At 69.0% G+C, this 16,901-nt stretch carries 17 protein-coding genes; 10 read left to right on the top strand and 7 right to left on the bottom strand.

Annotated elements, in window-relative coordinates:
- Positions 1-78 precede the first annotated feature (78 nt).
- On the bottom strand, positions 79-1,263 hold the full coding sequence (locus tag K8940_RS07715) for a deoxyguanosinetriphosphate triphosphohydrolase (RefSeq protein ID WP_223394394.1): 1,185 nt from the start codon (positions 1,261-1,263) through the stop codon (positions 79-81).
- An 88-nt stretch (positions 1,264-1,351) separates the two neighbouring features.
- On the opposite strand from K8940_RS07715, the gene erpA reads away from it, so the two are divergent.
- Positions 1,352-1,684 (top strand): iron-sulfur cluster insertion protein ErpA, encoded by a 333-nt coding sequence (gene erpA / locus K8940_RS07710; protein WP_223394392.1) that lies wholly within the window; start codon positions 1,352-1,354, stop codon positions 1,682-1,684.
- A 9-nt stretch (positions 1,685-1,693) separates the two neighbouring features.
- On the opposite strand, the gene K8940_RS07705 is transcribed toward erpA, so the two are convergent.
- Positions 1,694-2,356 (bottom strand): cation transporter, encoded by a 663-nt coding sequence (locus K8940_RS07705; RefSeq protein ID WP_223394390.1) that lies wholly within the window; start codon positions 2,354-2,356, stop codon positions 1,694-1,696.
- 131 nt (positions 2,357-2,487) lie between these two features.
- On the opposite strand from K8940_RS07705, the gene xth reads away from it, so the two are divergent.
- The 4 genes from xth to K8940_RS07685 all read left to right on the top strand — a co-directional run bounded on the left by xth (position 2,488) and on the right by K8940_RS07685 (position 6,996).
- Positions 2,488-3,276: an exodeoxyribonuclease III gene (gene xth, locus K8940_RS07700; RefSeq protein WP_223394388.1), complete on the top strand. Its 789-nt coding sequence runs from the start codon at positions 2,488-2,490 to the stop codon at positions 3,274-3,276.
- 63 nt (positions 3,277-3,339) lie between these two features.
- Positions 3,340-3,879 carry a hypothetical protein gene (locus tag K8940_RS07695; protein ID WP_223394386.1) on the top strand — a complete coding sequence of 180 codons (540 nt, stop codon included), beginning with the start codon at positions 3,340-3,342 and terminating at the stop codon, positions 3,877-3,879.
- A 42-nt stretch (positions 3,880-3,921) separates the two neighbouring features.
- On the top strand, positions 3,922-4,914 hold the full coding sequence (locus tag K8940_RS07690; protein WP_223394384.1) for a hypothetical protein: 993 nt from the start codon (positions 3,922-3,924) through the stop codon (positions 4,912-4,914).
- 114 nt (positions 4,915-5,028) lie between these two features.
- Positions 5,029-6,996, top strand: coding sequence for a potassium transporter Kup (locus tag K8940_RS07685; RefSeq protein ID WP_223394382.1), 1,968 nt, complete (start codon positions 5,029-5,031; stop codon positions 6,994-6,996).
- On the opposite strand, the gene K8940_RS07680 is transcribed toward K8940_RS07685, so the two are convergent.
- Together K8940_RS07680 and K8940_RS07675 are read right to left on the bottom strand one after the other, a co-directional pair.
- On the bottom strand, positions 6,986-7,630 hold the full coding sequence (locus tag K8940_RS07680) for a LysE family translocator (RefSeq protein ID WP_223394380.1): 645 nt from the start codon (positions 7,628-7,630) through the stop codon (positions 6,986-6,988). The two genes, K8940_RS07685 and K8940_RS07680, sit on opposite strands and share 11 nt — an antisense overlap.
- 30 nt (positions 7,631-7,660) lie before the next feature.
- Positions 7,661-8,578 (bottom strand): Gfo/Idh/MocA family protein, encoded by a 918-nt coding sequence (locus K8940_RS07675; RefSeq protein ID WP_223394378.1) that lies wholly within the window; start codon positions 8,576-8,578, stop codon positions 7,661-7,663.
- A gap of 114 nt (positions 8,579-8,692) precedes the next feature.
- Between K8940_RS07675 and K8940_RS07670 the strand changes: the two genes are divergently transcribed.
- Positions 8,693-9,718 carry an NADP-dependent oxidoreductase gene (locus tag K8940_RS07670; protein WP_223394376.1) on the top strand — a complete coding sequence of 342 codons (1,026 nt, stop codon included), beginning with the start codon at positions 8,693-8,695 and terminating at the stop codon, positions 9,716-9,718.
- A gap of 6 nt (positions 9,719-9,724) precedes the next feature.
- Here K8940_RS07670 and K8940_RS07665 read toward each other — a convergent pair whose 3' ends face one another.
- Positions 9,725-10,072, bottom strand: a complete 348-nt coding sequence (locus K8940_RS07665) for a copper-binding protein (protein WP_223394374.1) — start codon at positions 10,070-10,072, stop codon at positions 9,725-9,727.
- A gap of 287 nt (positions 10,073-10,359) precedes the next feature.
- Here K8940_RS07665 and mdoH point away from each other — a divergent pair, with 287 nt between their 5' ends.
- Positions 10,360-12,351 (top strand): glucans biosynthesis glucosyltransferase MdoH, encoded by a 1,992-nt coding sequence (mdoH, locus tag K8940_RS07660; protein ID WP_223394372.1) that lies wholly within the window; start codon positions 10,360-10,362, stop codon positions 12,349-12,351.
- Positions 12,352-12,440: 89 nt separating this feature from the next.
- Positions 12,441-13,337: a cobalamin biosynthesis protein CbiG gene (locus tag K8940_RS07655; RefSeq protein WP_223394370.1), complete on the top strand. Its 897-nt coding sequence runs from the start codon at positions 12,441-12,443 to the stop codon at positions 13,335-13,337.
- On the opposite strand, the gene K8940_RS07650 is transcribed toward K8940_RS07655, so the two are convergent.
- Positions 13,334-14,749 (bottom strand): MATE family efflux transporter, encoded by a 1,416-nt coding sequence (locus K8940_RS07650; RefSeq protein ID WP_223394368.1) that lies wholly within the window; start codon positions 14,747-14,749, stop codon positions 13,334-13,336. The genes K8940_RS07655 and K8940_RS07650 overlap by 4 nt on opposite strands.
- A gap of 112 nt (positions 14,750-14,861) precedes the next feature.
- On the opposite strand from K8940_RS07650, the gene K8940_RS07645 reads away from it, so the two are divergent.
- Positions 14,862-15,887 carry an SDR family oxidoreductase gene (locus tag K8940_RS07645; RefSeq protein WP_223394366.1) on the top strand — a complete coding sequence of 342 codons (1,026 nt, stop codon included), beginning with the start codon at positions 14,862-14,864 and terminating at the stop codon, positions 15,885-15,887.
- Positions 15,888-15,903: 16 nt separating this feature from the next.
- On the opposite strand, the gene K8940_RS07640 is transcribed toward K8940_RS07645, so the two are convergent.
- A complete protein-coding gene (locus tag K8940_RS07640; RefSeq protein ID WP_223394364.1) occupies positions 15,904-16,407 on the bottom strand; it encodes a hypothetical protein in 504 nt (167 codons plus the stop codon).
- Positions 16,408-16,512: 105 nt separating this feature from the next.
- On the opposite strand from K8940_RS07640, the gene K8940_RS07635 reads away from it, so the two are divergent.
- Positions 16,513-16,899 (top strand): VOC family protein, encoded by a 387-nt coding sequence (locus K8940_RS07635; RefSeq protein ID WP_223394362.1) that lies wholly within the window; start codon positions 16,513-16,515, stop codon positions 16,897-16,899.
- Positions 16,900-16,901: the final 2 nt, after the last annotated feature.

Genomic DNA, 16,901 nt, shown 5'->3' with positions numbered 1-16,901 from the left:
CGCGCGCGCCCCGAGGTTACCCCAACGGCGGCCCGTCTCAGAAGCGTCCACCCGACCAGGAGTCCGTAGCCTTAAGGCTCAGTTCCAGACGTCGAGGTGGAACAGCTTGCGGTGCTCTTCTATCGCGAAGCGGTCGGTCATGCCCGCGATATAGTCGCAGACCACGCGGGCCCGGCCGGCTTCGTCGCGGTTCTGCGACTTGTTGAACCAGACGGTCGGCAGGACCTCCGGCTCCCGCAGGAATAGCGCGAACATTTCGCCCAGAATACGGCGCGCCTGGCTGCGGGTGCGGTTGACCTTCCAGTGGCGGTACATGCGCTCGTAGAGGAAGCCGCGCAGGCGGGCCAGGTCCTCGGCCATGTCCGGCGAGAAGGCGACCAGCGCGTGATCCAGGCCGCGGACGTCGTCGGCCGACGACACGCCGGTGGCGGCGGCGCGCTGCAGGGTCTCGCCCATCACGTCGTCGACCATGGCCCCGATCATCCGGCGCACGGCCTCCAGGTGGGTCAGGCGCGCGTCGAGGTCGGGACGCTCGCTCTTCACGGCCGCCAGGATCGGACCGATCAGCGGCACGTCCATCAGCTCGTCCAGGCTGAACAGGCCGGCGGTGACGCCGTCGTCGACGTCGTGGTTGTTGTAGGCGATGTCGTCGGCCAGGGCCGCGACCTGTGCTTCCGCCGAAGCCCAGGTGTCCAGGCCCAGCTTGTACTCGTCGTCGTACTTCTGGATCGCCTTCCAGGACGGCTTGCCCAGCTTGTTGGTCACCGGACCGTTGTGCTTGATGATGCCTTCCAGGGTCTCCCAGGTCAGGTTGAGACCGAGGAAGTCCGGATAGCGGTGCTCCAGCTCGGTCACCACGCGGAAGGTCTGCACATTGTGGTCGAAGCCGCCGTACGGCTTCATCTGGATTTCCAGCTCGTCCTCGCCGGCGTGGCCGAACGGCGGGTGACCCAGGTCGTGACCCAGGGCGATGGTCTCGGCCAGGTCGGCGTCCAGGCCCAGGGCCGTGGCCAGCGAGCGCGCCACCTGCGCCACCTCCAGCGAATGGGTCAGGCGGGTGCGGAAGTTGTCGCCCTCGTGCGCCACGAAGACCTGGGTCTTCTCCTTCAGGCGGCGGAAGGCCGAGGTGTGGATGATGCGGTCGCGATCGCGGGCGAACGGGGTCCGGGTGCGGCTCTCTTCTTCCTTGAAACGACGCCCCTTCGACTTGAACGGATCTTCGGCGTAGGGCGCGCGAGGAACGAAGTACGGGGTGGAGGACATGAACCGCCTTTAGCGCTTTGGACGATTTGGCCCCTTCCGAAGAGGCCGCGACACCCTCATATAGGCTGAAGGTGACTTTTCCACAGCCATGACCCAAGTAGACTTAACGCTTTCCGAAAACGCCGCCCGTCGGATCAAGGCCATCGCCAGCAGCGAGGGCCGGCCGCTGATGCTGCGCGTCGCCGTCGACGGCGGCGGCTGCTCGGGCTTCCAGTACCGCTTCGACCTGGTCGACACCGTCGAGGACGACGACCTGAAGGTCGAGCGCGACGACGCCGTTGCCCTGGTGGACGTCGTCTCCCTGGCCCTGCTGAAGGGTTCGGAGATTGACTTCGTCGACGAACTGGCCGGCGCCGAGTTCCGGGTCCGCAACCCGAACGCCAAGTCCAGCTGCGGCTGCGGGGTCAGCTTCTCGATCTAGGGTCGCGGGTCAGGCCCGGTGACGGGCCGCGACCTGGAAACGCGGCGGCTGGGCCTTGGCCGCCTTCAGCTCGGCCAGCGCGTGGCGGACGATCTGGACGCCGCCCTGCAGCGCCAGGCCGGCCATCACGGCGGCGACCGCCAGGTCGGGCCAGCGCGTGCCGGTCCCCAGGACGCCCAGCGCCGCCAGCATCACCGCCACATTGCCGATCGCGTCGTTACGCGAGCAGATCCAGACCGAGCGCATGTTGGCGTCGCCATTGCGGAACCTGAACAGCATCACGGCGGTCACGACATTGGCGATCAGGGCGGCCAGGCCGACCGCGCCCATTACCGGCGCCTCGGGCGTCGCGCCCTTCCAGACGCCCCACAGAGTCATGCCCGCGACCCAGCCGCCGAACAGCAGCATGGTCGCGCCCTTCAGCAGCGCCGCGCGGGCGCGCCAGGTCAGGGCCAGGCCGACCACGCCCAGGCTGATGGCGTAGTTCGCCGCGTCGCCCAGGAAATCCAGCGAGTCGGCCTGCAGCGAGGCCGAGCCCGACATCAGGCCCGCCGCCCCCTCGACCGCGAACATGCCGGCGTTGATCGCCAGCGCCAGCCACAGAGCCAGCCGCCAGCGCCCGGCCGGGGGCTGGTCGGTCTTGCAGAGATCGTCGCCGCAGCAGTTGGCCATGTCTCACCTCTGGATGCGAACGACAGCCTGCACCGCGTCGCGACGACGGGGTCAAGTGGGTTCTTAGGCGCGCGCCGACTTGAGCGCGCCCCTCATGGGCCCTAGCCTCGCGCCGCTGTTTGGAGCCGTCGATGCGCATCGCCACCTGGAACGTCAATTCGATCAACGCCCGCCTGGAGGGCGTGCTGGCCTGGTTCGAATCGGAAGCGCCCGACGTCGCCGTGCTGCAGGAGATCAAGTGCGTCGACGAGAAGTTCCCGGCCGAGGCCTTCGAGCGGCTCGGCTACAACGTCGTCGTCCACGGCCAGAAGACCTATAATGGCGTGGCCCTGCTCTCGAAGTTCCCGGTCGAGGACGTCCGCAAGGGCCTGCCGTTGCTGTCCGAGGACGAGGTCGACGAGCAGTCGCGCTATGTCGAGGCGGTGATCGGCGCGCCAGTCCCGTTCCGGGTTGTCGGCATCTACCTGCCCAACGGCAATCCGATCGGCACCGAGAAGTTCGACTACAAGCTCTCGTGGATGCGCCGGCTGCACGCCCACGCCCAGGGCCTGCTGGCCTTCGAGGAGCCCCTCGTGATCCTGGGCGACTACAACGTCATTCCCGAGGCGGAGGACGTGGCCAATCCCGAGGCCTGGCTGGGCGACGCCCTGTTCCAGCCCGAAAGCCGGGGGGCGTTCCGGGCCCTGAAGAACCTGGGCTTCACCGACGGCTACATGCAGGCCGACGGCGCGCCGGGCGGCTACACCTTCTGGGACTATCAGGCCGGCGCCTGGCAGCGGAATCTCGGCATCCGCATCGACCACCTGCTGCTGTCGTCCCAGGCCGCAGACCGCCTGACCGACGTCGTCATCCATCGCGACGAGCGCGACAAGGAAAAGCCTTCGGATCACGTTCCCGTGGTCGGCCACTTCCGAGACTAGAAGCGACCTCGACAAACCTCAGGTTTAGCGAGAAGTATGTGAGCACTCACTTCGGAGGTTCGCATGCTCGCTGTTCTTCTGATGTTGGCCCAGGCCGCGCCGGCCGCGCCGCCGAAAAGCCCCACCCCGCCCTTTTCGGCCCTGGTCTCTCCGACGGAGTCCGCACGGTACGCCCTCACCCACGGATGCCTGGCCGCCGTACGCCGCAAGGCCAAGCTGGCTGACACGCCCAACGCGTTCATCCTCCTGGTCGATCGCAAGCGCGGGATCTACCGGATGAACGGCGCGGGCACGGTGCTGATGAGCGACACGCCGCCCCAGGTCGGGTGCTACATGCGGGTCATGGACGGCGACCCCGAACGGCTGCGCGAGATGGCCCTGTTGCTCCTGGCCACCGAGGCCCCGACGACCCCGCTGGTCGACAGCGGCCCCGGCTCGCGTGATTCCGTCGGCTCGTTCCGGCAGGAGAGCCACTGCGTCACGATCGGCGGTCGCCGTATGGCGGTGCTGATCTCGACCTCGAGCGCGCCCCGCCGGCCCAAGATGCAGCTATCGCTGGTTCCCAACGCCGGCGACGCCTGCGTCGGAAACGCTCGCCCCTGACCCCTGTTTCGGAATCAGGACTCTCGCTAGCCTGCGTCCACTATGAGCGAGCTCGCGCGTCTTTTGCTGTTCGTGGCCATCGCCGGGTCGGCGGTGACGTTCCTGGGCAGCCTGGCCATCTGGTACGGCGACGAGGACCGGCGCATCCGCCGGGCCCTGCGCAACGTCCTGAAGGGCGAACCGGAAGGGGTGGTCGTCGCCCGAGGACGCGGACGCGGCGCGGGCTTCTCGTTCGCCACCAACCTGATGGCCGTGGCGTGGGACCGGGGCGGCTGGTGCCTGCTCTACCGCCTCGACGAGCTGGTGGGCGCCGAACTGCTGATCGACGGCCAGGTGATGGGCCGGGTGTTCCGGGGCGAAAGCCGCCGGGCCATCGACCATGTGTCGCCTCAGGCCGAGACCGTCACTCTGCGCCTGGTGTTCGACGATCCGCGCCATCCCGACTTCGCGCTCGAGCTGTGGGTCCCCGGCGACGAACTGCGCCGCGAGAGCCGCTCGCCGGCCGAGCTGGTGCAGGAGGCCAACCGCTGGCTGGCCCGCTGCGAGGCCATCGTCCGCCGCCCGCTGCCGCCGCGCCCCGCGCCCGCCGCGCCGCCCGCCGCCGCTCAGGCCTCGACGCCGGTCACGCCGCGTCCGGCCGCCGCCGCGCCCGCGCCACGCCCCGAGCCGCCCCACGAGCCGCCCCCCCAGCCCTTCGTCGAACCGTTCGATGACGAGATCGAGGACGACGACTTCCAGTCGCCGCCGCCCCTGCCCGACACCCCGCCACCGCTGTCGCGCCGCTCGTCGTTCGACGACATCCCGCTGACCGCCGCCCGGCCGGTCTCGCGTCCGACCACCCCGCCTCCGGCGCCGCCCGTCCCGCCGCCGCCGCCCGCCCGGGAGGCCGAGCTGGACATGTTCGGCGATCCGCCCTGGGACGACGAGGACGTCGCGCCCGTCCCGCCCCCGGAACCGAGCTACAAGCCCGTCTCGAAGGCTCGGCGCGAAACCCCCAGCGACCAGGACGAGCTGCCGTTCGACCTGGACGACTGATCCATGACGATCACGCTTTCGGGAACTTCGCCTTTTCGATTGCTGCGACGCACACACGAGCGTAAAGCGCCGCCGGCCGGACGTGAGCCGGCGCTTTGGAGCCTCGAGCTTTAAATGGCGGGCCAAGACCCCCTCGCCGCATCCGTCTCCGACACCCCCACAACCCAAACCCACCACACCGGTCACGCGGCCTCGCGTTTCTGGCCGTTGGCGCTGGGCAGCGTGGGCGTCGTGTTCGGCGACATCGGCACCAGCCCTCTCTACGCCTTCCGCGATGCGCTGGCCGAAGCCGCCCGCGACGGCCTGGTCCGCCCCGAGATCATGGGCGTGCTGTCCCTGGCCCTGTGGGCGCTGATCCTGGTCGTGACGGTCAAGTACGTCCTGTTCCTCATGCGCGCCTCCAACAAGGGCGAAGGCGGGGTGCTGTCGCTGATGGCCCTGGCCCAGCAGGGCGCGGCCGGTCGCACCGGCCTGATCTTCGCCCTCGGCGCCATCGGCGCGGCCCTGTTCTACGGCGATGGCGTCATCACCCCGGCGGTCTCGGTGCTTTCCGCCGTCGAGGGTCTGAAGTCGGTCAGGGGTTTCGAGCACTGGTTCGGGACCCAGGAGGTCATCGTCGTCAGCCTGGTGATCCTGACCGCCCTCTTCTCGTTCCAGGCCAAGGGGACGGCGAAGGTGGCCGGGATCTTCGGGCCGATCATGGTCTGCTGGTTCCTGTGCCTGGGCGCGATGGGCGTCTGGCACATCAAGGACGACCCCAGCGTGCTGGGCGCGATCTCGCCGACCTACGCCGTCTATTTCCTGACCCATCACGGACTGACCGGCTTCCTGGTGATGGGCGCGGTGTTCCTGACCGTGACCGGGGCCGAGGCCCTGACCGCCGACATGGGCCACTTCGGCCGGGGACCGATCCAGTTGTCGTGGTTCGCCCTGGCCCTGCCGATGCTGGCCCTGAACTATTTCGGCCAGGCGGCCCTGGCCTCGAAGGCGCTGGCCGTCGCCGAGGCCTCCGGAAACGCCCTGCCCAACGCCGACTGGTTCTTCCTGATGGCCCCGCACCAGTGGCGCCTGGGCCTGGTGCTGTTTTCGGCCGTCGCCACCGTCATCGCCAGCCAGGCGGTGATCACCGGCGCCTTCTCGCTGACCCAGCAGGCGATCCAGCTGGGCCTGCTGCCGCGCATGGACATCAAGATCACCTCGAAGACCGAGGCCGGCCAGATCTATGTCGCCCCGATCAACTGGCTGTTGTTCGTCGGCGTCGTGCTGGTGGTGCTGTCGTTCCGCTCGTCGTCCTCGCTGGCCCACGCCTACGGCATCTCGGTGACGGGCACGATGGTGGTGACTACCCTGCTGGCCTTCATCGTCGTGCGCCACGTCTGGAAGTGGAGCCTGTGGGCGGCCCTGGCGCTGATCGTGCCGCTGCTGCTGCTGGACCTGACCTTCTTCACCGCCAACCTGCTCAAGGTGCTGACCGGCGGCTGGGCCCCGCTGGCCCTGGGCGCGGGCCTGTGCCTGCTGATGTCGATCTTCGTCACCGCCACCGAGCGCCTGCGGGCCAAGCTCAGCAAGGATGGCCTGCCTTTCGCCGACTTCCGCGAGATGATCCTGCGCCGCTCGACGGCCTCGACGCCCGGCACGGCCGTGTTCCTGACCTCGGACCCGGACACCACCCCGCCGGCCCTGATGCACAGCCTCAAGCACTTCAAGGTGCTGCACGAGCGCAACGTGCTTCTCACCATCGTCAACGAGACCCGCCCCTACGTGCCCGACGACGAACGGATCGAGACCCGCGCCCTAGACGACCGCTGGTGGCTGATCTCGCTGCGCTACGGCTACATGGAGAGCCCGAACATCCCGCAGGCCCTGGCCGCCTGCCGCAAGCAGGGCCTGAAGTTCGACATCATGAGCACGTCGTTCTTCGTCAGCCGCCGCACGATCGTGCCGTCGACGGCCAGCGACGCCCTGCCCAGCTGGAAGCGCAAGCTGTTCACCTTCCTGACCCGCAACGCCGCCGACCCGACCACCTTCTTCCACCTGCCGCCTGGCCGCGTGGTCGAACTGGGGACCCAGGTCAGCCTGTAGGGCGCGTCTCGAAGGCGATCCAGACGGCGGTGGCCAGCAGGGCGATCGCGAAGATCCGCCGCGCCCGGACGCCGTCGCCGACGGCGGCGATCCGCCGGGCCAGGCCGTCGGACGACAGCACGATGCCGCCGTGCACAGCGATGCTGACCAGGATATGGATCCCGCCCAGGATCAGGGCCTGCGCCATGGGCGAGGCGTGCCCCGGCTGCACGAACCCCGGCAGCAGGGTCACGTAGAACAGGGCAGCCTTCGGGTTCAGGAGATTGGCCAACAGCCCATTGCGGAACAGGGTCCAGTCCGTGACGCGGCCGGGGACGGTCTCGGCCTTCTCGCCGCCGCGCCAGGCGTCGAGCGCTAGCCACGCGACATAGGCCACGCCCGCCCAGCGCAGCAGTTCGTACAGCGGGCGATGCGCGCCCAGGACCTTGGTCACCCCCGCCGCCGAGGCCAGCATGTAGACCAGGAGGCCGCAGGTGATCCCGGCCACGGTGACCAGGCCCGCGCGGCGTCCCTCGACGGCCGACAGCCCGGCGAGGTAGCCCATGTTGGGACCGGGCGTCAGCTCGATCAGGATCACCGCCGCGAGGAACGGCGCGATCGCGCCGGGATCGACGGGCCAGGCCTCATGCGGCATCGGCGGCTCCGCTCACGAGAGGATCGCCCGCTAGGCTTCCGCCGCCTGCTCGACGGCCAGGGCCAGGTCCAGCGCCCGGGCGGCCTCCTCGCCACTCACCACCGGCCGGGGGGCCTCGCCGCGCACGGCCTTCAGGAAGCCCGCCACCGACAGACCCAGCGGGTCCTTGCCGGCCGGCGTCTCGGTGAAGTTCTCGATCAGCGGGAATGGGGTGGTGTTGCGGAAGGTGCGGGCCAGGAAGTCGATCTCGACCTCGCCCGAGGGATAGACGACCTTCATGGTCCGCTCGCGGGCCTCGGCCACGCGCGAGCTGTCGAACACGGCCGTGAAGCCGTTGTCGAAAGTGGCCTCGGCCTTCACCCAATCCAGAGAGGTCGAGCGGGTGATCGCCCCCTCGGCCTCCACCGCGATCGGCTCGCCGTCGCAGAGCGCCAGAGCCAGGTCGATGTCGTGGATCATCAGGTCCAGCACCACCGAGACGTCCAGGTTGCGGTCCGAGGGCGTACCCCGGCGGACGGCTTCCAGGCGCAGCGGCTGCTCGGGAATGTCCAAGAGGCCCATGGCCTGGAACACCACCCGTTCCTGGTGGCCGCAAGCCAGCGGCAGGCCCGCCCATGCGGCGACGGCGACCATCTTGTCGGCGTCCTCCGGCGTCACGGCCAGGGGCTTTTCGGAATAGACCGGCTTGCCCGCCTTCAGCGCGGCCAGGGCGGGCGCGGCGTGGTGGACGGCTGGCGCGGCGACCGTGACCACGTCGACGGCGGCCAGGAAGGCGTCCATGTCGTCGAAGGCCTGGGCGCCCAGCGGGCCGGCCAGGGCCTGGGCGCGGGCCAGGTCGACGTCGTACACGCCGACCAGGGTCACGCCCTCCAGCTCGGCGTACTTCTTGGCGTGATAGCCGCCGAACACTCCGGCGCCGACGACGCCCGCCTTCAGGTCTTGAGTCATGCCGACTGTCTACCGCGCTTCGTCATCGCATAGAAGGACTGGAGCCTTCCGTAAGGGCGCGCTAAACATCCGTTTAAATTAGCAACGCTTGGCCAAGCCAAGGGGAGGAACGTCATGACCACGTCGCGCGAGATCCGTCTGAAAAGCCGTCCCGTGGGCCTGCCCAAGGCCTCGGACTTCGAGGTGGCCAGCGTCGAACTGCCCGCCCCGGGCGATGGCGAGGTGCAGGTGAAAAACCTCTGGATGTCGGTCGACCCCTACATGCGCGGCCGCATGTACGACCGGCCCAGCTACGTGCCGCCGTTCCAGATCGGCCAGGCCCTGCAGGGCGGCGCGATCGGCGAGATCACCGCCTCCAACGACCCGGACTTCAAGCCGGGCGACATCGTCAACTCGATGTTCGGCTGGCGTGAAGCCTTCAACGCCCATCCGAAGTCGCTGGCCGCCGCCGGCATGGGCGCGATCACCAAGATCGACACCCACGGCATCCCGCCCCAGGCCTTCCTGGGTGTGGCCGGCATGCCGGGCATGACCGCCTATGTCGGCCTGTTGCGCGTGGCCGCACTGAAGGACGGCGACGTGGTCTTCGTCTCGGCCGCCGCCGGCGCGGTGGGCTCGGTCGTCTGCCAGGTCGCCAAGCTGAAAGGCCACACTGTGATCGGCTCGGCCGGCGGGCCCGAAAAGGTGGCGTTCCTCAAGTCGATCGGCGTCGACCATGTCATCGACTACAAGGCCACGCCCGACGTCGTCGCCGAACTGGCCAAGGTCGCCCCCAAGGGCATCGACGTCTATTTCGAGAACGTCGGCGGCGTGCACCTGGAGGCGGCGCTGAATTCGGCCCGTCCCTTCGCCCGCTTCGCCCTGTGCGGGATGATCTCGCAGTACAACGAGACCGGTAAGCCGGAAGGCCCGCCCAACATCATCCTGGCCGTCGGCAAGAGCCTGCGCCTGGAGGGCTTCATCGTCTCCAACCACTACGACCTGTTCCCGCAGTTCGCCAAGGACATGAGCGAGTGGATCAAGGCCGGGAAGATCACCTGGAAGGAGACGGTCGAGAACGGCGTCGAGCGCGCCCCGGACGCCTTCCTCAAGCTGTTCTCGGGCGAGAACCTGGGGAAGATGCTGGTGAAGCTGGCGTAGGGCCCGTCAGCCGCGGGGCTCGAGCTTCGACACCTCGAGCCCCGTCGAGGTCTTCTTGAACTGGAACTTCACCCGCGCGCCGGGCGTGATCGGCGCTTCGGCGATCACGTCGGCATAGACCTTGAACTGGTCGCGGCCAGGCTTGAGGCCCGCCGCGCTCGCGCCGTCGTGATCGAGCGTGAGAATCTGGCCGTCCAGGCTCGAAACCACCCCCTGAGCGTCATAGGCCGGCAGCGATTCCGTCGACGGCATGGCCTGAACCACGGTCGGATTTGAATGGCCTTCCTGTGAAGCTTTTCCGCACCCGGCCAAGCCCAACATGGCGATAATTGCGATAAAGTGTCGGAAATTCATAGCCTTACAGAAATTCCCCAGATGGGCGAGCGCCGCTCGCGCGGCGCGTTTGCAATGTTTTTTCTCGCACCTGCGAAATCGACGTGATTTCTGGTAGCGAATTTGTGATCGAAGTTTTACTCTAAGAAACAACCGGCGGCTCTCCACGCCGGTTTTCGACCGTCACGGAGCCGTCACACACCCCATCACCCTCCCCTAGCGGAGGCGCGGCGGGGCGGAAAGAGGCTCTAGGCGTCGAAACACGCGGAGAGAGCCCGGCTCGCCGGAAAAGTCCGAGATCTGACGATATGAGCGATCGCTCCGCCCTCTTCGACGTGCGCTCCTCCACGAGCGTGACCCTCGATCAGGTCGTCCGCCGCGAAACCGTCGAGATCCCGGCCGAGGCGCCGCTGGCCATGCCAGTCCAGCCGCTGGGTTTCTGGCAGGGCGGCTCGCGCCGCGCCGCCGCCCTGGTCGCCGACATGACCATGCGTCGCTGGATCGTGGCCCTGGCGACGATCGTCATGGGCTTCGCCGGCTGGAAGGCCACCTTCGACACCGTGGCCCTGGGCGGCGTCACCCGCCTGGAAGGCGTGGTCCTGACCCTGCTGGCCCCGCTGTTCCTGGCCCTGTCGCTGTGGTTCTGCACGGCTGTGGCCGGCTTCGTGATCCTGCTGGGCAAGCCCAAGGACCCGCTGGGTATCGACAGCGAGGCGCCGATGCCCAAGCTGCACACCCGCACCGCCATCCTGATGCCGGTCCATAACGAGGACGCCGCCGCCGTCTTCGCCCGCCTGCGCGCCATGGACGCCTCGATCGCCGAGACGGGCATGAGCCGGCACTTCGACATCTTCGTCCTCAGCGACACCCGCGACGCCCAGGTGGCCCTGGCCGAGCAGGCCTGCTTCGCCCGCTTCCGCCGCGAGGCCCACAGCAACGTCTTCTATCGCGTCCGCAAGGAAAACACGGGCCGCAAGGCCGGCAACGTGGCCGACTGGGTGCGCCGCTGGGGCAGCGCCTACGAGCACATGCTGGTTCTGGACGCCGACAGCCTGATGACCGGCGAGGCCATGGTCCGCCTGGCCGACGCCATGGAGCGTCACCCGGGCGCAGGTCTGATCCAGACCATGCCGATGATCATCAACGCCCAGACGATCTTCGCCCGCACCCTGCAGTTCGCCACGCGCCTGTACGGCCGCGTCGCCTGGACGGGCCTGGCCTGGTGGTCGGGTTCGGAGAGCTCCTTCTGGGGCCACAACGCCATCGTCCGCACCCGCGCCTTCGCCGAGACCTGCGGCCTGCCGCACCTGGCCGGCCCCAAGCCGTTCGGCGGCGAGGTGATGAGCCACGACGCCCTGGAAAGCGCCCTGCTGCGCCGCGGCGGCTGGAGCGTCCACCTGGCCCCCTATCTGGAAGGCTCGTACGAGGAGAGCCCCTCGAACCTGCTGGACTTCGCCACCCGCGACCGCCGCTGGTGCCGGGGCAACGTCCAGCACGTGCCGCTGGTCGCTCTGCCCGGCCTGCACTGGATGAGCCGCCTGCACCTGGTGATCGGCGTGCTGAGCTACGCCCTGTCGCCGCTGTGGTTCATCGCCCTGTCGGCCGGCATCACCTCGCGCGCCCTGATGCCCGAGCTGAAGAAGGCGGCCTTCACCATGGCCGACCTGCAGGCCGCCGCGCACGCTCTGATCGACTGGCGCGAGATCCAGGCCACCGCCTGGGCGATGATCATCACCTTCCTGCTGCTGTTCGGGCCCAAGATCATGGGTTCGATCCTGGTCTTCTCGCGCAAGCACGAGACCAAGGGCTTCGGCGGCAAGCGCCGCATCGCCGCCGGCCTCGCCGTCGAGATGCTGCTCTCGGCTCTGGTCGCCCCGATGCTGATGTTCACCCAGACCCGCGCCATCGTCGAGATCCTGGCCGGCAAGGTCGGCGGCTGGGCCACCCAGCGCCGCGACGCAGACAAGGTCGCCTTCAAGGAGGCCTGCGCCGCCATGGGCTGGGTCAGCGCCACGGGCCTGGTCCTGGGCGGGATCTTCTGGTTCACGCCGGACCTGTTCACCTCGACCGCCCCGATCCTGCTGGGTCTCGTCCTGGCCGTGCCGCTGACCATGCTGGGCGCCCACAAGGTCGCCGGCCTGAAGCTGAAGACCAACGGCCTGTTCATGACCCCGGAAGAGCGCCGCCCGCCGGCCATCGTCCGCGCGGCCCTCGGCCCGTCGTGCGAGCCGCCGATCCGCTGGTTCGCCCGCAACGGCCGTCCGATCGGCCCCACCACCAAGATCCGCGACGCCGCCTGATAAGCCCCGTCAAGCGCTTTCCTGGACTGTTCGGCGCGCTCTCGGCGGAGTAGAAGCGCGGCTTCTTTCCCTCGACGGAGCCGCGTGCCGTGTCGCGTCTGTTCAGCGCCTATGTGATCGTCGACTGGAGCGCCGCGGCCAAGCCGACGACGGGCGCGGACTCCATCTGGATCGGCGTCCTCAAGCGCGACGTGCGCTTCCGCCTGACCTTCGAGAGCTACAACCCCGCCACCCGCGCCGAGGCCGAGACCCGGCTGGCGGCGATCCTCGACGACCTGAAGAAGCGCGGCGAGCGCGCCTTGGTGGGCTTCGACTTCCCGCTGGGCTTCCCGCGCGGCTTGAGCAAGGCCCTGGCCCTGCCGGGCGAGACGCCCTGGCGCGCGGTCTGGGACCAGCTGGCCAAGATGGTCAAGGACAAGGTCGATAACACCAACAACCGCTTCGGCGTCGGGTCGGAGATCAACCGTCGCCTGACCGGCGGCCCCTTCCCGTTCTGGGGCTGCCCGCCCAAGGACGCCCTGACGACGCTGCAACCCAAGCGCCCGCGCGACCATGGCCCGGACGATCTGCCCGAGTTCCGCTACGCCGACGAGGCCGCGAAAGGCGCGCACTCGATCTGGAAGCTCTACTACAACGGCTCGGTCGGCGGTCAGGCGATCGTCGGCATCCCGGCCGTGCGCCGCCTGAAGGACGCGCGCGGCGAGGCCGTGCGGGCCTGGCCCTTCGAGACCGGCTTCAAGGCCCTGACCGAAGCCGACCTGGACGGCGTGGCCGTGGTGGTGGCCGAGGTCTATCCGTCGCTGGTCAAGGCCGTCCCCGCGGCGGGCGAGGTCAAGGACCTGGCCCAGGTGCGGGGCCTGGCCGAGCACTTCGCCAAGCTGGACGAGGCCGGCAAACTGGGTGCGATCTTCGCCGCGCCGAAGGGGCTGACCGAAGAGGCCGTGGCGGCGGCCGAGACCGAGGAAGGCTGGATCCTGGGGGCTTAAGCCGCCTCGGCCGCCAGCCTGCGATCCCGCCAGTCCAGCATCCGGAACCGGGTCAGCAGGAACGCGGCCGCCAGGAAGCTGGTGATGATGATCGAGATCAGCACCCCGTTCAGGCCCATGCCGCGCGGGATGGCCAGCCACCAGGCCAAAGGTCCCATGACCAGGGCGTAGCTGATCAGGTGGGTGATGGTGGGGATCCACACCTCGCCGCGCGCCCGCAGCGCCTGGGCCGCCACGACCTGCACCGCATCGGGCGCGAAGAACAGGCAGCTCAGCGCCATGGCCGGCAGGATCAGGGTCAGGGCCGCCGGGTCGGTGGTGTAGGCCAGGGCCACCCAGTGCTTGGTCGGATAGAGCAGCAGCCCGAACAGCGTGCCGATCACGGCGATCACGGCGAAGGCGATCCAGCCGGCCCGCTTCATGCCCGCCGGGTCGCGCGCGCCATAGGCCCGGCCCACCTGCACGGCGGTCGCCGTCGCCACGCCCAGCGGCACCATGAAGACGATCGCCGAGACGTTCAGCACCACCGCGTAGGCGGCCACGGCCAGACCGCCGATCCAGCCGCAGATCAGGTTCATGCCGGCGAAGGCCGAGACCTCGAAGAAGTTCGACGCGCCGGCGCCGTAGCCGATGCGCCGCTGCTCGGCCTCGGCCGGCCTGTCGCGGACCGGCTTGTCGAAGACGCCCAGTTCGCGGGCCTCCTTCATCCGGGTCACATAGATCGCCAGGGCCGTCGCCAGCGCCAGGCGGGCCACGAAGGTCGACCAGGCGCCGCCCGTCGCGCCCAGGGCCGGCAGGCCGAAGGTTCCCGGCACGAACAGCAGGTTGGCCGCGAGGTTGACGATGTTGGCCAGCCACATGAACACCGCGCCGGGTCCCGGCCGCCCCAGACCCTCCAGCCAGAAGGTCAGGGCCACCGACACCGAATAGATCGGCAGCGACAGCGAGAAGACGATCAGCGGCAGGGTCGCGCCGTCGGCCAGCCCGTCCTTCAGCCCCATGCTGTGCAGGAACAGCGGCCCGAACAGCGCCAGCAGCGCCATCGACCCCAGGCCCAGCCACAGGCCATAGCTCAGCCCCCGCCGCAGCACCGCGCCGGTCTCGTGGCGCTTGCCCGCCCCGATGGCGCGGGCGGTCATCACCTGCACCCCGACCAGCAGGCCGACGTTCATGGTGATGAAGATCGAGGACGGCGCCCAGGCCATGGCGTGGAAGCCCAGCTGGCGGGCCGAGAAGTGGCCGACGACGATGGCGTCGGTCAGGCCCATGACCATGATGCCCAGGCGCGACAGCACCACCGGCCCCGCCAGGCGGAGCAGGTCGATGAGGTCGGTCAGAATGGGGCCGCGCGGCCGCTCCGAGGGAAGCGCCGCTTCGGCCGCGTCGCGCGGCATGGTCATCACCAATGTCAAAGAAGGCGCGCAAGGTGGCGCATGCCCGTTTTCCGGGCAACCCGCATTTAGTCACGCTTGGAACATCGCGCCAGCCCAGTGGTTTTCCGGGCGCAGTCCTCAGGAGCGCGCCATGGCCCAGACCCAGACCCCCGAGTTCGAGAACAGCGCCGACCGCGTCGCCCAGGCCGAGCGCGACATCCAGGCCCCGCTGGACGCCAAGGAGGCGCGATCCTTCAAGTCGAAGGACGAGACGGCGGAGAAGGACGATAGGCGCGCCCACGCCATGCAGGCGGGCGCCCGTCCCTATCCCGCCCCGCCCTTCCCCGAGCAGCACCAGGCCAAGCCGGGCGAGGAATGGAAGCTGGATCCCGCCCCGATGTACGACGCGCCCTTCTACAAGGGGTCGGGCAAGCTGGAGCACAAGGTCGCCCTGATCACCGGCGCCGACAGCGGCATCGGCCGGGCCGTGGCGGTGCTGTTCGCCCGCGAGGGCGCGGACGTGGCCATCGGCTATCTCAGCGAGGACAAGGACGCCGAGGAGACCAAGGCCGCCGTCGAGAAGGAGGGCCGCCGCGCCATCTTGCTGCCCGGCGACGTCGCCGACCCGGCCTACGCCAAGGCGGCGGTCGAAAAGACCGTGGCCGAGCTGGGCCGACTGGACATCCTGGTCAACAACGCCGCCTTCCAGGAGCATGTCCTCGACTTCGAGGACCTGACCGAGGCGCACTTTGACCGCACCCTGCGGACCAACCTCTACGGCTATTTCCACATGGCCAAGGCGGCGGTGAAGCACCTGCCCAACGGCGGCTCGATCATCAACACCGGCTCGGTCACCGGCCTCCTGGGCAACAAGGACTTGCTGGACTACTCCCTGACCAAGGGCGGCATCCACGCCTTCACCCGGTCGCTGGCCACGCACCTGATCGACAAGGGCATCCGCGTGAACGCCGTCGCCCCCGGCCCGGTCTGGACCCCGCTGAACCCGGCCGACAAGCTGGGTCCGCAGGTCGCCGAGTTCGGGGCCAGGACGCCGATGAAGCGGGCGGCGCAACCCGAGGAGATCGCGCCGGCCTATGTCTTCCTCGCCTCGCCCCAGACCTCGAGCTACATCACTGGCGAAATCCTGCCGATCATCGGCGGCTACAACGGGGGCTGATGCTCGGTAAGGCGCGCTAGTGCGGCCACACCTCGGCCAGCACCTTGGCCTTGCCGTCCTTCAGGCTGACCTCCATCGACGGCTCGTCCGGCTTGCCGGCGGCGAACAGCTCGTAGATCACCATGCCGTCGGTCTGCTTGCTCTCGATGACGCGGACCGGGGTGATGGCCTTGGCCGAGGCGGCGGCCGTGTCGCGCACCAGCTTGGGCGCGGTCGACCAGGCGATGTCGCGCTGGGTCTCGACGATCTCCCAGCGGCCGTTCTTCTCCAGCAGGTCGAACTCGATCTCCGAGCCGTCCGGCATCACGCCCTCGATGTCGTAGTAGCGGCGGTCGGCGCGTTCCTTCAGCTCGGCCTCCTTGATGATCATCTGGGGCGCGGCGGCCTTGACCACCGAGACGACGGCGGGCGGCAGGTTCTTGGGCGCGACCTCGGTGACCTTGGTCTTGGGGCCGTCGGCCAGGGCCGGCAGCGGCGCCAGGGCCAGAACGGCGAGGGTCAGGACGAGAGAGCGGTTCATGGCGTTCTCCTTTGAACTCGGGAAGGAAGGCGCTGGTTCTAGAATCCCGACGCTGACACCCGCCTGACGCATGCTATGCAATCAGCGCCCAATACGGAGTCGCAAATGGCCCGCCGCGTCGCCCTCGTGTCCCTGCTCGTCGCCGACTACGACGAGGCGATCGCCTTCTATGTCGGCAAGCTGGGCTTCACCCTGGTGGAAGACACCGACATGGGCCACGGCAAGCGCTGGGTGGTGGTCTCGGCGGGCAGCGACGGCACGAACTTCCTGCTGGCCCAGGCGGTCGGCGACCAGGCCCGGGCGATCGGCCAGCAAGGCGGCGGCCGCGTCTGGCTGTTCCTGCACACCGACGACTTCGCCGGCGACCACGCCCGCATGAGCGCCGCCGGCGTCACCTTCCTGGAAGAGCCTCGCCACGAGGCCTACGGCACGGTGGCGGTGTTCGAGGACCTCTCCGGCAATCGCTGGGACCTGCTGCAACCCAAGAGCTGAGT

Origin of the sequence: Caulobacter segnis (assembly GCF_019931575.1) — a bacterium.
GTDB classification, from domain to species: Bacteria; Pseudomonadota; Alphaproteobacteria; order Caulobacterales; family Caulobacteraceae; genus Caulobacter; species Caulobacter segnis_C.
This window is presented reverse-complemented; position numbering and strand designations above follow the sequence as displayed.